This window comes from Verrucomicrobiales bacterium (genome assembly GCA_016793885.1).
Lineage (GTDB): Bacteria > Verrucomicrobiota > Verrucomicrobiia > Limisphaerales > UBA11320 > UBA11320.
The window spans coordinates 14,510-28,816 of sequence record JAEUHE010000256.1 but is presented as its reverse complement, the minus strand read 5'-3'; the positions used below and the strand labels follow the sequence as shown (position 1 = coordinate 28,816).

Genomic DNA, 14,307 nt, shown 5'->3' with positions numbered 1-14,307 from the left:
GACGGACCCAGTCCGTCCTCTCCTTCTCAATCTTTTGCTTTCTTCCACGGGCACACTTGGCGATCCAGACTTCGATTAGTTATTTCGAACAATTTCCCTTCGGTCTTTGTTGACAAACCACATACCCGTCCATGGCGGTTTAAGATTCGGGTTTCCTCCCTTCGTGGCTTGGTGTGATGCATTCGGACCCCCCCCCTTGGTAGCTCCCCAATGGACCAGCCTGTCCCGACCAAGGCCGGACAGGCTGGTCCACACGACAACTCGTCCACCTTAACTCTTTCCTAGGGATTCTTGCCTGATTGGTGTTGACCTCTGCGGTGGCTCCTCAAGAATGCCTCTAACGCCACTGACAAATTCGATTGAAACGTTTTCCGGCTTTGTCGGTCCAAGTGTTATCTCAAGAGTAGACGTCTCAAAGCTCATGCCAGCTTGGGGAGGAGTCGCAACTTTTTAACGGGGCTGGTTTTGAAGTCGGATCATGGTTAGGGATCGCATGGAGAAACACGACGAAAGTCCAAAGGGTGCCGTGCCGGGGAGAGAGTCCACAAACCATCCCTCCTCCGCCTCGGCTCCAGATACGGTCGCGAAGCCAGCTCCCACCCAAACTCCCACGCTGTCACCCAAACTCAGCATCTCCCCAGAGGCAATTCGACTGCTACCGGCCGCCTTCGTGAAACAGCATCGGGTCCTCCCCTTGGAGATCCGGGAGGCCACCCTGCATCTCGCCGTCATTCAGGCTTCCTCGGGACGCTTGGTGGACGATCTGCGCCTGATGACTGGCCTGGAGATGCAGGAAACCCTGGTCCCGGAAGGTTGGATCCTGGAAAAAATCTCCGAGCACTATCAGGTCACGGTAGAGCAGATGATCCAGAACATCGGCTCTGAATCGGAGGCCGGCGCAGAAGCGCGGAACATGCACGACATCGAGGTGATGGCCAACGAGCCAACTGTCATCAACCTCGTCAACGTCATCATCTCCACAGCGTTGCGCGAGCGAGCGAGCGACATTCACCTGGTTCCGTTCGAACAGAGCCTCCAGCTGCGCTACCGCATCGATGGATTCCTCCAGGAGAAGCCGCCACCGCCCAAACAGCTGCACGCCGCTCTGGTATCACGCATCAAGATCATGGCGGATATGAACATCGCCGAGCGATTCCTGCCCCAGGATGGCCATATCCAGATCAACCACCGTGGGGTGCGTGTGGATATCCGGGTGGGCACCATGCCCACCATCTACGGCGAAAGCATGGTTCTTCGGCTGCTCGAAAAGAATAACCGGCTCCTGACCCCGCGGGAGCTGGGCCTGGATGCCGATCGCGCCAAACTGCTGAGTCGCCTGGTCGACAAACCCCACGGCCTGTTCCTCACGACCGGCCCCACGGGCAGCGGCAAGACCACCACGCTCTATTCCATTCTCAGCGGTATCTATGCTCCCGAGAAAAAGATCCTCACCATCGAGGATCCGGTGGAGTACGAACTCGCCGGCGTCGCACAGATTCCCGTCCGACCCAGCCGAGGATTTACCTTCGCCACCGGATTGCGCTCCATTCTCCGGCAGGATCCCGATGTCGTCATGGTGGGGGAAATCCGGGATAGTGAGACCGCCGAGATAGCCATTCGCGCGGCTCTCACCGGGCACCAGGTTTTCAGCACGCTCCACACCAATGACGCGGCCGGAGCCGTGACTCGCCTACTGGACATGGGGGTGGAGGCCTTCCTCATTTCATCCTCACTGGAAGGCGTGCTGGCCCAGCGTCTGGTCCGCAAGATCTGCACTCACTGCCGCGTTCCAACCGAGATATCCGACGCCCTGCGGGAAAAGCTGCAGGCCACCGGAGCACGCACGGGCACGAATCGTTACTTTACCGGGCGAGGCTGCGAGGAATGCCGAGGCATTGGCTACCTCGGTCGAGTGGGCATCTTCGAACTGCTGGCCATTGGGCCCGAGCTGAGAGAGAAGATTCTGCAACGACGATCCAGCGCCGAAATTAAGTCCGTCGCCCAAAAGACCATGGTCACCCTGCAGCAGGACGCGCTGCAGAAGGCCGCCGAAGGCATCACGTCTTTGGAAGAAGTGTTACGGGTCGTCTCCGGTGACGCCGCTGAATAATGCAATTCCGTTATCAAGCCATTGAGTCCGCCGGCGCCTCGGTTCAAGGAACCATCGAGGCGGAGGACCGGCGCAATGCGCTTCAGCAGCTGAAGCATCGCGGTCTGGTCCCCTCCAGCCTGGAGGCGTTGGCCTCTGGGTCGAAAACCGCCCCCAGCGCCACGATCCCCAAGAAGGACTCGAGCGGGAACCCAGCCGCGACACCGGCCGGGTTCCGACTCGGAACCGGCAGCAAGCGCAAAGAAATCACAGCCTTCACGCGGGAGATCGCGGCGTTGCTAGAGGCAGCGATTCCCATTCCCCAGGCTCTGGCCAGCCTGGGCGAGGAGGAGCCCAATCCAGCCCTCAAGCAGGTGGTCCAGCGACTTTCCGACTCGGTCAGGCAAGGGGCCTCCTTTTCGGGCGCGCTCGCAGAACATCCCGCGTTGTTCAGCAACCTGTTCGTGAGCATGGTGCGTGTGGGGGAGGAGGCGGGAGCACTCCAGAAGGTCATGACCGACCTGGCCGCCCTGTTGGAACACGAGGACGAGGTCCGCAGCGAGGTCGTCTCGGCGGTCGCGTATCCCGCCTTCGTCCTGGTGTTCGGCATCTTCACGGTCTTCGTTCTCCTAACCGTGGTCCTGCCTCGGCTGTTCGGCATGCTGCAGGAGATGTTGGACGTGCTGCCCCTCCCCACCCTCATTCTGCTCAGCGTCAGCAAGCTGCTGAACTCCTATTGGTGGGCCGTGCTGATAGTGGCCGGGGCGGCCGGCGCAGGCCTCCGCTACAGCATCCGCACGCCCCGAGGGGCCTTGGCCTGGGACGGTCTTAAGCTCCAAATTCCCATCCTGGGAGGCGTGTTCAAATCCGCCGCCCTGGGACGCTTTGCCCGAACGTTAGGAACGCTGGTCAAGAGTGGCGTCTCTCTGCTGCCCGCGCTCAAGATCGTGGAGAACACCATCGGGAACCGTGTGCTCGCCCAGGCGATCGCTCAGGTGACCGAGGAAACGCGCGGCGGCCAGTCCCTGGCCGCACCCCTGCGCAGGATGAACATTTTCCCCAACAGCGTCGTGCAGATGATCGACGTCGGGGAAGAAACCGGCCGACTGGACGAGATGTTGCTCAAGGTGGCCGGCATCGAGGAACGTCAGATGCGGTCCCGAACCAAAACGATGATCTCCCTCCTGGCCCCGGCACTGATTCTGGTGGTGGGGGCATTGGTCGGCTTCATGGTCATCGCCCTCTTGCTTCCGATTTTCAAAATGAGTCAAGCCATTCACTGATTCTCATCAACCATGAAATACACACCTCGCCTGCCATTGCACCGCCTGCATCACCAAAGCCCTGCTGCATCTGGATCCAAAAGCGCCTTCACCCTAGTCGAAATCATGGTGGTGGTCGTGATCCTCGGAATTCTCGCCGCCACCATCATTCCTCAGTTCATGGGAACGACCCAGGATGCCAAGATCAGCGCCGCCAAGTCGGCCGTGAGTGAGATCGAGAACGCCCTGGAGCGATTCAACCTCCACATGGACCGGCATCCCACGACGGAGGAGGGACTCAAAGTGCTGGTCGACCCTCCCACTTCCGATGATAAGCGGTGGCGGGGCCCTTACATCAAAGTGCTCCGCAAGGATCCCTGGGACCACGATTATCAATACCGGAACCCGGGAACCCGACGCAAAGCCGGCTTTGACCTCTGGTCCTACGGAGCCGACGGGGTGGACGGCGGCGAAAAGGAAAACGCCGACATCGGCAACTGGTAGGCACCGAAACCGCTCCAGCATGGGCCAGCCTCCCCATCCCCCTCGCCGCCAACGATCCGCCTTCACCTTGGTGGAGCTCATGGTCGTCATGGTCTTGGTGGCAATCATGAGCGCGTTGATCCTTCCCGAGATGGCTGGCACCTACGCCGATGCGAAATTGAAGTCCACGGCCCGACGCCTCATCACGCTCTGCAGCCTGGCCAACAGCCAGGCCATCTCACATTCCCAAACCCAACGAATCCGCTTCGATCAGCCATCCCGACGCTTTCATCTGGAAACCGGCCCGGCCCGAACCGGCACCGCCGGCCAGCGCAGCCGAACCCCTTCCATGGATCTCGAGACCGCCGGCGAATGGGATGCCTCCATCCGGCTGCGCATCCTCGAGCAAAGCGAAGCGGACGCCGCAACTCCTGCTCCTCCCGGCAACGTGGCACGTCCCCCTCGTTCAAATACACCACTTCCATCGTCGGAGCTGTCGGCTCTAACCTTCTATGCCGATGGAACCTCCCTCGCTCGCCAGATCAGCTTGGAAGACGCCAGTGGGGCTCGCCTGGTGCTGACCATCAACCCGACCACCTCCCGCGTGCGCATCGCGGACACCCGCCGCCCTTGAGCTCCACTCGCTCCAATTCCGGTTTTTCGTTGATCGAGGTGCTCTGCGCGATCCTCATCTTGGGCATTGGCCTGGCGGGCTTGGTGCAAGGCGTCACCACCGCCTTGAGCTCCAGTAAGGACTCCGAGGTCCAAACCGCCGCTATCTTCCTGGCCGCCGGCCAGCTCGAAACCTTGCGCGCCGAAGGCTATCTCGCCGCCGGTGAAACCACCGGGGAGTGCAGCGAACCGCTCACCCGTTTTCGCTGGCGTCAGACCGTTGCGAAAACCGCCCTCGACGGTCTGTACGACATTCAAATTGTGATCGAGCAGGCCAAAACCGGAAAGACGCTGTTTGAACTCAAGACCATGCTTTTCGACTCCCCGGCTTCCAGTCTGGATGCTCCTTCCACGTCAGGTCCTGGATCCGGCTCTGGTCGCCAGCGGCGCCGCGGAGGAGGCAACCCATGAACCGGCCCGACCTCGAAAAGAACAGCCCGGCGCTGCGGAGCGGGTTCACCCTCATGGAGATGGTCATTAGCATCGCGCTGATGACCTTGATCCTGGGTGCGGGATACGCCTGCCTCCGGTCGGGCATCCTTTCCCAAACCCTGATCCATCACCGCACCGACGCTTTCCAAAATGCCCGGGTCGCTCTGAACATGATAGCCTCGGATCTGCGGGCGGCCTGCCGCCTGTCGAGCGAGTTCGAGTTCCTGGGCATGAGTCGTGAGATCGGTGCCGACGAGGCTGACAACCTGGACTTCGCGACCCGGCGCTACTCTCCGCAGGCATCCGGAGAAGCAGACTTCTGTGAAACGAGCTACTTCCTGCGCAAGAGCCCGCGGTCGGGTTTGCTGACTCTGTTCCGACGACGAGACGCCTCCCCTGACCGAGATCCCCTGGCAGGCGGCGTGGAGGAGCCTTTGGCTGAAGGGATCAAAAGCCTCCGCTTGGAGTATTACGACGGCTACGAATGGTTTGATGAATGGGGAGATCCTCAAGGGAAACGAAAAGGCCAGCCGGACCTTCGGGGCCGTTCGAACTTGTCAGGCCTCCCTGAGGCGGTGCGGATCACCCTCGCCGTGCGCGTGGGCTCCCCGCCGCCTGCCCAACCTCAGGGGATGCCTCCGCGCGAAGGGGTGACTGCCAATGAAGATCCGCCGTTCGTCGTTCAGACAGTGGCGCATCTCCCCAGCGGCGCCTCCCGATCCGGCGGCAGCAACCCGTCTACCCCGACAGCCAACCCAGGAGCCGCCCAATGACGACAACTCGCGGCAGGCCACAGGGATCCATCCTGGTAGGGCTACTATGGTGTCTCACGCTGCTCGCGGTGATTGTCATCGGCGTCCTCTACACCTCACGGCTGGATCTCAAGGTAACCAAAAATTTGGGGGACACCATTCAAGCCCGCTACCTGGCACTCGCCGGAATCGAGAAGGCCAAGGCTTTGCTCTACCAGGATGCCGGAGATCGCAAACGCAGCCGCAACAATCACACGACCTCCATGGCCGACAACCCGGATCAGTTCAAAGACATCCAGTTCGGTCGCGGTGTTTTTCGAGTCTTCCATCCGGGCGATCCCGACCGAGGCGAGGAGCTGCGCTACGGGGTTCGGGACGAGGAGGCGCTGCTGAATGTCAACGAGGCGACCGATTCAGAACTCCAGATGCTGCCGGGCATGACGCCTGATCTCATCGCTGCCTTGATCGATTTCCAGGACGAGGATGAGACCGCGCGTCCAGGAGGGGCGGAGATGGACTACTACCTCAGCCTCAGCCCCCCCTACCTTCCTCGCAACGCTCCGTTTGAAACCGTTCGCGAGTTGCTGGGGGTGCGGGGCTTTACTGAAGAAGTGCTGCTGGGCGAGGACCGCAACGCGAATGGCCTCCTGGACGACTCCGAGGACGATGGGCCAATATCCCAACCCAACGACAATCAGGATCATCGCCTGGACCTGGGCCTGGCGCGCTACTTCACCGTGCATTCCTCGGTGCAGAACGTCAACGCGGCCGGCGAAACCCGGGTTGATGTGCAGTCGGCCGATGAGTCCACGCTCACCACCATCTCCGGCATCACCGCCGATATCGCCAAAGCGCTGGTGGCCTACCGCAGCCAGCAGCGATTGGGAAGCTTGGATGATCTTTTGGACGTGACGCGGGTCAACCCGCAGGCGCCCGCTCCCCAGCCTCCCGCCTCCGCCGCGCCTGGCCCCGGACCTGGCCAACGCCCGACGCCACCCCCTCCCCCGCCTCCGCCGCGACCGAGTGCATCGAGGGGATCCGGTGAAAAACTCATCAGCCAGGATCTACTCCTGCAAATCGCCGATGACATCACACTCCAGTCCGAAACCGAATTGCCCGGCTTGATCAATATCAATACCGCGGACGCGGCTGTGCTTCATTGCCTGCCGGGCGTCGAGCGAGAACTGGCTCAAGCCATCGTCAACTATCGTCAATCCTCCGGCTCATTTCCGAACGTCGCTTGGCTTCTGCGTGTCCCCGGAATGACCCGCCAGATCTTTAAACAGGTGGCTCCGAAAGTCACCGCCCGATCTGAGACCTATCGGATCCTCAGCGAAGGAGTCATCACCTCCAGCGGTGTTCGCCAGCGCGTGGAGGTGGTCGTCCGCTATCGATCTGGAACGTTTGACACCCTCTCCTATCGGGAAGACCTGTGAACACTCTGCCCTTCATGTCCACTCGCACGCCCATTATCGAAGTAGGCCTTCAGCACTTATTCTTGCTGGACGGAGCCGATGGCTTGGAGACCCCGCTCGAGCGCGACGACAACCTGCGTTTAACTCAAGCCTGCATCGCACGCGTAGCAGCCCAGCTCGGCGAATGGGCCAAGGCGCACGGCTGGGAGCGTGGCCGCCCGGTCTGGTGCGCGATCGGCGGTCGGGGCGTCTCCCTGCGACGTCTCAGCCTGCCGGTCACACCCGTCGACAAGCTTGAAGCCGTTCTCTCGCTGCAAATCGAGAGCGAGTTCCCCGTCCCTCCTGCAGAACTGGCTTGGGGCTTTATGCAACTCCCGACCGACGACTCCCGCTCGCCAGCGAATGTACTCGTCGGTGCCATCAAGCCTGAGGCCCTGCAAGACCTGCAGGCCCTCTGCCAGGCGGCCGGGATTCAACCCATCTTTACCATCGCCTCGCTCGCTCGGAGCAGTCTTTGCCCCTCCCATGCTCCCGGTTCCTTCGTCCTCGTGCACGTAGAAGGCCAGCAGAGTGAGCTGATCTGCTTCCAAGATGGGATTCCGGAAACCATCAGGATCATCCGCTGGGGAACAGCCAACGCCGACGCGAGTCTCCAGTCCACTCTGCAGATGAGTTTGGCCTCAGCGCTCCAGGAGTTACGATCCTCGTCTACCCTTCCCGGTCGACGGGAGGATCTCCGGCGGGAGTTGCTCAAGGCGTTTGAGCCTCTGCGTGAAGCGCTGCCGACGGGTGCGGGGGACCAGGCACTTTACTGCTCAGGCGATCGCCCGAACTTAGAGGGCATCGAACTGCTTCTGACGCCCACCCAGGGAGGATCAGGCCGGGTGGAACGCCTCGTGTGGATCTCGGGACCTGGCCGCACGCCAGCCACCCAGGGAATCCATGAGTGGGAAACCCGTTTCCCCGGACGGCCGCTGCTCCAGCTGCAATCTCGAGGGAGCCACCTCCCAGTCCCAACCCGCCGTGCCTCGCCCCTCAAATGGGGTCTGGTGGCCGTCCTTCTGCTGGTCGCTTTGCTCAGTCTCCGCTATGTCGAGCCTCTGCTCGGCAAAGCACGACTGGCCCGTCGGCTTGAAGAGGTCGAGAAGCAGAAAGCCTTGTTGCCTAAGCTGGAACAAGAACTGGGATTCCTCCAATACCTCCAACGCAATCAGCCTCCTTTTCTCGAAGCGGTGGCGACCCTGGCTCAATCCGCCTCCCCCGGGCTGCGGATTGATTCCCTCAGCATGAACCGAAAGGGCGAGGTCTCGCTGCGGGGAACCTTCGCCAACGGGCCCCAGGCCGTGGATTTGCGTCTCAAACTGATTGAATCAGGATTTTTTTCCACCGTGGTCGTGGAGGAGCAAAGCCCGACCCCCGACCGTAATCAGGTCATCGTTCGCATGAGCGCGCAGTGGAAGTCACCCGAGGATCGCCTCGCCGCCAGCCTGAAGGTCGCCGCTGCAAAAAATCCCGTAGCGGAAGTCTCCCCCAGTGCACCCCGAACAAACCCGGCAACTCCCGCAACTCCGAAGCCCACCTCCGCCGCGACGACCAAGCCTTAACCTTTTATGACGCCTCTGAGCCCACGTGATCAACGAACTCTCCGCTTCGCGGCGATCGGAATCGGCGTCTACCTTGGCCTGTTCTTCGGGGCCAAGGGCCTGGGCCGATTGGAACAGCAGCGGGCCGACTACTTCCGCCTGCTCGACCGTGCCCAGAACTTGAAGCGCGAGTTCGCGCCCTACGAAACCAAGACTCTCATTCTTGAGAAGCTCAAACGCCAGTTCCGGCTCGACCCGACCGCCATCAAGGATGCAACGCTCATCGCCGATACCAGCTCCGCCATTCAGCAGGCCGCCGCATCGAGCGGTATCCAACTCGGCCCGCTGAGAGAGTCGCCACCCCGCACCGGAAGCCGAGAGCTGACGTCGATCCAGCTCGAGGGAGTCGGGAAAGTCCCAGCCGTCCTGGGTTTGCTGCATCAGCTGGTGACTCTGGGCTACCCCGTCATGCTGGATACCGTTCAATTGGCGCCGGCCCCTGCCGGCGGGCCGGGCATGCTCAAACTCAACCTCACGCTGCTGATCTTGGACTGGAAACAGTTGATCCGGGAGGAGGGACGAAATGTCTGAACGATCGGAAAAGCTGCTGAAACAGTGCTGCCTCGTGCTGGCCCTGATCCTTCTGTATCCCACCGTCCGGCTGCTCCTGCGGGACGACGGATTAAAATCCATACCTACACTAACTATGTCTATGGCGGCGGCAGCTCCCAGTGCGCTCCAGTCCCCGGGGACCAACAGCCCTGCCGGTCGTCCCCCAGCGGCAAAGGCGGGCCCTGGCGAACCGCTGCCGGAGTCAATCCGTCTCCAAGTCGAGAAGATTACCCAGAGCGAAATCCTCGGTCCCGTGATTCGACCTCAGCCGGTGGCCCTCATGGGGATCGCTGGTCGCGACGCCTTCATCCGTACAGCCAACGGCCGCACCGGTTTGTTGCGGACAGGCGAAACTCTCGATGGCCTCAAACTCCTCCAGGTGGGCACGAATCGTGTCGTCATTGAGGAGAATGGTGTCCGACGGGAGTTGACCATCTTTTCCGGCTTAGGAAGCTCAACGTTGTTACCGAAAACGCAGGAGAAAAAACCGTGAAAGCACCTCATGTCCCTCCGTCTCTCCAACCGATGAAAACGTCACGCTCCAGACCTAACTCAACCTGGCCGCCGCCCCTCCATGCCATGCACCGGGGAATCGCGGTTCTATCCCTGGCTTGCTGGTTGGCTTCCAGTTCGGTGGGCCTGGCCCAGGATCCCGCTCCTCCAGCCCCCCCCGCTACCGCCGACGCCAGCGCTCTGGCGAGCGATGAGATCCAGCTGAGTTTTCAGGGCGCCAACGTCGATATGGTGGTCCAATGGCTCGCCAAGGTGACCGGCAAAAGTGTGATCAAGCATCCTCGCGCCCAATGTCAGGTCACGATTGTCAGCTCGAAGCCCATCAAAACCCGCGAAGCGCTCAACCTCCTCTACCGCGCCTTGTCTCTGGAAGGGTTCAACGTCATCGAATCCTCCAAATCCATTCTGATTGTGCCGGAAGGCCAAGAACCGAAGATGAATCCCGAACTCGTGGATCCCTCCAGCAAGAGCATTCCCGAAGGTCGCCAACGGCTCATCAAGATCTTCCCGCTGAAGCATCTCCAACCTGCCGAGATCAAAGAGAAGCTGAAGGTGGTGCTCTCCGAGAAGGCCATCGTGGATCTGGATGAGCGCGCCCAGCAATTAGTGGTCACTGATTACAACGATAACCTGCGCCTGGTGGCGGAGATGATTCAGGAACTCGATGTGGCCTCCGCATCGGAATCCATCATCGAAATCTACGCGCTCAAGTATGCCGAAGGGGATGAGATCGCCAATCTCCTAGGACTCATCTTGAACGCGCAAACCGGCGGCGGCTCCAGCAGTTCCCGAAGTTCCTCCGGCGGCAGTAGCCCGATGCCCATGCCGGTGCCCATGCCTGAATCGCAACCCGGCGGCGGTTCATCCGCGAAGCCGGCAGCGAACACGGCGTCGGGAGTCAAGATCTGGCCCGACAAGATCGCCAATCGCCTCATCATCACGACGCCCAAAAGCAAATGGGAGGAGATCAAAAAACTCATCGACCTGCTGGACACTCAGAAGCCTCAGGATGTGAGCGTGAGGGTGATCAACCTGAAGCATGTCAACGCCGGCGAGCTCATGAAAGAGATTGGGCCACTGTACCAGAAGATGAGTGGCAAATCGATGAAGGAAGTGATTGAGGTGGCCGCGAACGAGAAATCAAACTCGCTCATCGTGCTCGCGAGTGAGGTCAATTTCCAAAGCATCCAGAAGCTGATTCAATCGCTGGATACCGACGACGCGCAGGACAAGCAGATCAAGACCTTTGCGCTGAAGAATGCCGACGCCGAAGATGTCGCGAAGCAGCTGCAGGATCTGGTGGGAGAAAACAAGAACACCTCCCGATACTTCTACTTCTCCTATCCCTCGGATGGCAAGCAGGCCAAAAAGACCAGCGTGGTGGCCGATCGTCGACGCAATTCAGTCGTGGTCCAAGGCCCGCCGAGCGCCATGGAGGGGATCGAGCAAATGATCAAGGAACTCGATGAGCCGGTGGGCGATAACAGCCTGGCGCCAAAAATCATCCGTCTGAAGTATGTCAGCGCCGTCGACCTCGAGGAGGTGCTGAACGAACTCTTTCTGAAGAAGACGCAGGCCCGCACCTATTGGTTCTATGATGATGATCCGCCCGAAACCGCCAACCGGGATGTTGGACGCCTCTATGGCAAGGTTCGCATCACCAGTGAACCCTACTCCAATTCCCTCATCATCACGTCCAATTCCCCCGAGAACCTGGGGGCGGTCGAGGAGGTCATCAAGGATCTGGACGTGCCGTCGCAGGCGGGAGAGACGACCTTGCGCGTCCCGCTCAAATTTGCCGAGGCGATCAACATCGCCAGCAGCCTCAACATCCTTTTCGCCAAAGGCGGCTCCCCGCCCTTGCGTCAGGTTCCGCAGCAAGGCAACCAGGGCGACAACCGCAACCAGCAACAGCAAAACAACAACTCACAGGGCAACTTCATTCTCGAGAAGGAAACCAAGGAGGATGCTTACTTCCCGTGGCTGGGCGGACAGGCCGAGAACACTCGATCAGGGGATGGCCGTACCAACCCGCGCCAGGTGAGCGACTTGGTGGGACGAGTGCGGGTCGTGCCGGACCGCCGCTCCAACTCTCTATTGGTGACCGCCAACATGCACTTCTTTCCCCAAGTCATGAAGCTGATCAATGACATGGACGCTCCCACGGCCCAGGTGCTGATCGAGGCGCGGATCATCGAGGTCTCTTCGGACTTCCGGGATAAGATGGGGGTCCGCTGGTCGGCCGACGGTGAGAATGCCTTCAGCGCCGAGGACAAGGACGGCGCCCTGCTCGCCGGCGGAACAAAGGGCAGTGCCGCCGGAAGTCCGGCGGTGCTGGGCAGCTTCCGCAAGATTTTTACGGGCAGCAGCGGGTCCGGCTCGCTCAAGAGCGGCGTTCTGGATGCCAGCATGAACCTGGACGTCCTGGTTCAGTTCCTGCGTAAAAACACGGATGCCACCGTGATGGCCGAACCCCAGCTGAACATTGCCGACAACGAACTCGGCAAACTCTTCGTGGGTGCTCAAGTGCCGTTTATTTCCGGCAGCCTCAACACGGATGTGGGAGGTCGCAACGACACGTTCCAATATAAGGATGTGGGTGTCATTCTCGAGGTCACTCCCCACATCAACAGCAGCGAGGAAGTTGCATTGAAGGTGCGCGTCGAGTCGTCGAGCATTCGCAATGGCGAAACCCTGTTCGGAGGGGCGATTCTCGACACCCGTAATTTCCGAACCGACCTCATGATGAAGAGTGGAGAAACCTTGGTGCTGGGTGGGATCATCCAGAAGGAGAACCAAAACGTGATTCGCAAGGTGCCGGTCCTGGGCAGCATCCCGGGCCTGGGCTGGGCCTTTAAGAAGAAGGACAAAGTCACCCGCGAGGTTGAACTGATGGTGTTCTTGCGTCCCGTGGTCACGCGAACTCCTGAGCAAGCCCGCCAGCTACTCCTGGAAGTGGAGAAGAAGACCCCTCGGATCAACCAAGCCAACGAGCCCGAACAACCCGACGACTCGAAGAAGAAAAAGAAGTAATTCCGGGTATAGAGTTCCTGCTTCAGCAGGTCAGGCGCGCAATCTCACTTCGGAGCCCCTTCCGCCTGAAGGCGGAACTACGTACCTAGGACCGAGCCTTCGGAGTATGGAGTTCCTGCTTCAGCAGGTCGGGCGTGCCATCTCACTTCGAAGCCGCCTCCGCCTGAAGGCGGAACTACGTACCTAGGACCGAGCCTTCGGAGTATGGAGTTCCTGCTTCAGCAGGTCAGGCGTGCAATCTCACTTCGGAGCCCCCTCCGCCTGAAGGCGGAACTACGTACCTACGACCGAGCCTTCGGAGTATGGAGTTCCTGCTTCAGCAGGTCAGGCGCGCAATCTCACTTCGGTGCCGCCTCCGCCTCTCGATGAACCAAGCCTCGTCACCTCGTCTCCTACAATCGGAACTGGGATTCAGAACAACAGTAGCCTCCGTCTCCCCGCACGCAGTGCCCTCTAGCAGCGAACACCGGCTGCATCAGGGCCGTTCCTGTTTCCGCACTCACACCAGCCAAGGACCTGGTGCAGCTGCTGTTCGCTGCTAGACCGCCAAATGCCCCAAGGCTAATAGTCCGTAGAAGGTGTATTCCGTATCCAACGTGTCCTCGGTCCAATTGCCGTGGAAGCTGCCCTCGTTGGTCCACAAAGTGTCGATGTAATCCAAACATCGCTCCTGGATGCCATCGGTAGATCGTTCCAAACCCGACAGCGCATGCAACGCCGTCGCCGTGGAAAGGAGATCCGGAATAGGAGCCATGGGCATCGCCAAAAACCCCCCGCTCGAATGAACGCGGTCCAGCAGCCACTGCCCTACGTCGCGGTTGATGGGCATTCGCAGCTGACGCAGGACCGCGACCGCCGCAGCTGTCGCGTTGGTCGACCCCATATCCATCGCCCTGGAGCCAGCCGCCAGAGGCAAGCGCTCGTTGGTCCACGCCCCATCACGAGTCTCCAGCCACTTGAAGGATTGGACCAAGGCCATCGGCTCAGGAATGGGTTCCTTCAAATCCTGGTAGGCTCCCACCGCCAGGAACGCGGCATAAGCGGTGCCCGCTGAGTTACCTGCTACGGGATGGAACCCGCCGTCTGGGGTACGATGCGAACTCAAACGATCGAGCGCCAGCTGACGCACGGACGGGGGAATTGGAGCGCTCGGATTCACATGAGCAACCACCGACCAGCCGCGAATCAAACAACAGAGATGAACAAAATCCAGATTCTCCCCGCTGCCGAATCCCATCAAATAGTGCTCGGTCAGACGCCAATCGATGTCCGATCGAAGGCTCAGCAGGCTGTCCAGTCCGAACACGGTGTAGTAAAGATCGCTCTTCCCCGTCCGATCCGCAAAGCCCCCATCGTCGTTTCGCTGACGCGACAGAAAGCGCCTGACCAAAGCAACCGAGTCGCCAAGCAGTGGTTCTGCCAGACGGGCAACCTGTAACATTTCCAATCTCAAACTCATGA

Annotated in this window: 12 protein-coding genes; 11 read left to right on the top strand and 1 reads right to left on the bottom strand. The window is 60.4% G+C overall.

Annotation, left to right across the window (positions count from 1 at the left end; translation table 11 throughout):
* Positions 1 to 493: 493 nt before the first annotated feature.
* From JNN07_27990 to JNN07_27940, 11 genes are read left to right on the top strand one after another with little or no spacing between them, the layout of a single operon-like run.
* Entirely contained in the window at positions 494 to 2,110 is a 1,617-nt protein-coding gene (locus JNN07_27990) for a type II/IV secretion system protein (GenBank protein MBL9171604.1), read from the top strand.
* Positions 2,110 to 3,372 carry a type II secretion system F family protein gene (locus tag JNN07_27985; GenBank protein MBL9171603.1) on the top strand — a complete coding sequence of 421 codons (1,263 nt, stop codon included), beginning with the start codon at positions 2,110 to 2,112 and terminating at the stop codon, positions 3,370 to 3,372. Before JNN07_27990 ends, JNN07_27985 begins: the two co-directional genes overlap by 1 nt.
* A 12-nt stretch (positions 3,373 to 3,384) precedes the next feature.
* Complete coding sequence (gene gspG, locus JNN07_27980; GenBank protein ID MBL9171602.1) at positions 3,385 to 3,855, top strand: type II secretion system major pseudopilin GspG; 471 nt, start codon at positions 3,385 to 3,387, stop codon at positions 3,853 to 3,855.
* A 19-nt stretch (positions 3,856 to 3,874) separates the two neighbouring features.
* Entirely contained in the window at positions 3,875 to 4,468 is a 594-nt protein-coding gene (locus JNN07_27975) for a prepilin-type N-terminal cleavage/methylation domain-containing protein (GenBank protein MBL9171601.1), read from the top strand.
* Complete coding sequence (locus tag JNN07_27970; protein MBL9171600.1) at positions 4,465 to 4,917, top strand: prepilin-type N-terminal cleavage/methylation domain-containing protein; 453 nt, start codon at positions 4,465 to 4,467, stop codon at positions 4,915 to 4,917. The genes JNN07_27975 and JNN07_27970 overlap by 4 nt, the downstream gene beginning before the upstream one ends.
* Entirely contained in the window at positions 4,914 to 5,711 is a 798-nt protein-coding gene (locus JNN07_27965; protein ID MBL9171599.1) for a prepilin-type N-terminal cleavage/methylation domain-containing protein, read from the top strand. The genes JNN07_27970 and JNN07_27965 overlap by 4 nt, the downstream gene beginning before the upstream one ends.
* Complete coding sequence (locus tag JNN07_27960; GenBank protein ID MBL9171598.1) at positions 5,708 to 7,126, top strand: helix-hairpin-helix domain-containing protein; 1,419 nt, start codon at positions 5,708 to 5,710, stop codon at positions 7,124 to 7,126. The genes JNN07_27965 and JNN07_27960 overlap by 4 nt, the downstream gene beginning before the upstream one ends.
* Positions 7,123 to 8,709: a hypothetical protein gene (locus JNN07_27955; GenBank protein MBL9171597.1), complete on the top strand. Its 1,587-nt coding sequence runs from the start codon at positions 7,123 to 7,125 to the stop codon at positions 8,707 to 8,709. Before JNN07_27960 ends, JNN07_27955 begins: the two co-directional genes overlap by 4 nt.
* A 6-nt stretch (positions 8,710 to 8,715) precedes the next feature.
* Entirely contained in the window at positions 8,716 to 9,279 is a 564-nt protein-coding gene (locus tag JNN07_27950) for a hypothetical protein (protein ID MBL9171596.1), read from the top strand.
* The gene (locus JNN07_27945) at positions 9,272 to 9,793 is read left to right on the top strand and encodes a hypothetical protein (GenBank protein MBL9171595.1); all 522 of its coding nucleotides are present in this window, start codon (positions 9,272 to 9,274) and stop codon (positions 9,791 to 9,793) included. The genes JNN07_27950 and JNN07_27945 overlap by 8 nt, the downstream gene beginning before the upstream one ends.
* A 32-nt stretch (positions 9,794 to 9,825) precedes the next feature.
* Positions 9,826 to 12,846 (top strand): hypothetical protein, encoded by a 3,021-nt coding sequence (locus tag JNN07_27940; GenBank protein ID MBL9171594.1) that lies wholly within the window; start codon positions 9,826 to 9,828, stop codon positions 12,844 to 12,846.
* 538 nt (positions 12,847 to 13,384) lie between these two features.
* On the opposite strand, the gene JNN07_27935 is transcribed toward JNN07_27940, so the two are convergent.
* The gene (locus JNN07_27935; protein MBL9171593.1) at positions 13,385 to 14,305 is read right to left on the bottom strand and encodes a hypothetical protein; all 921 of its coding nucleotides are present in this window, start codon (positions 14,303 to 14,305) and stop codon (positions 13,385 to 13,387) included.
* Positions 14,306 to 14,307 lie beyond the last annotated feature (2 nt).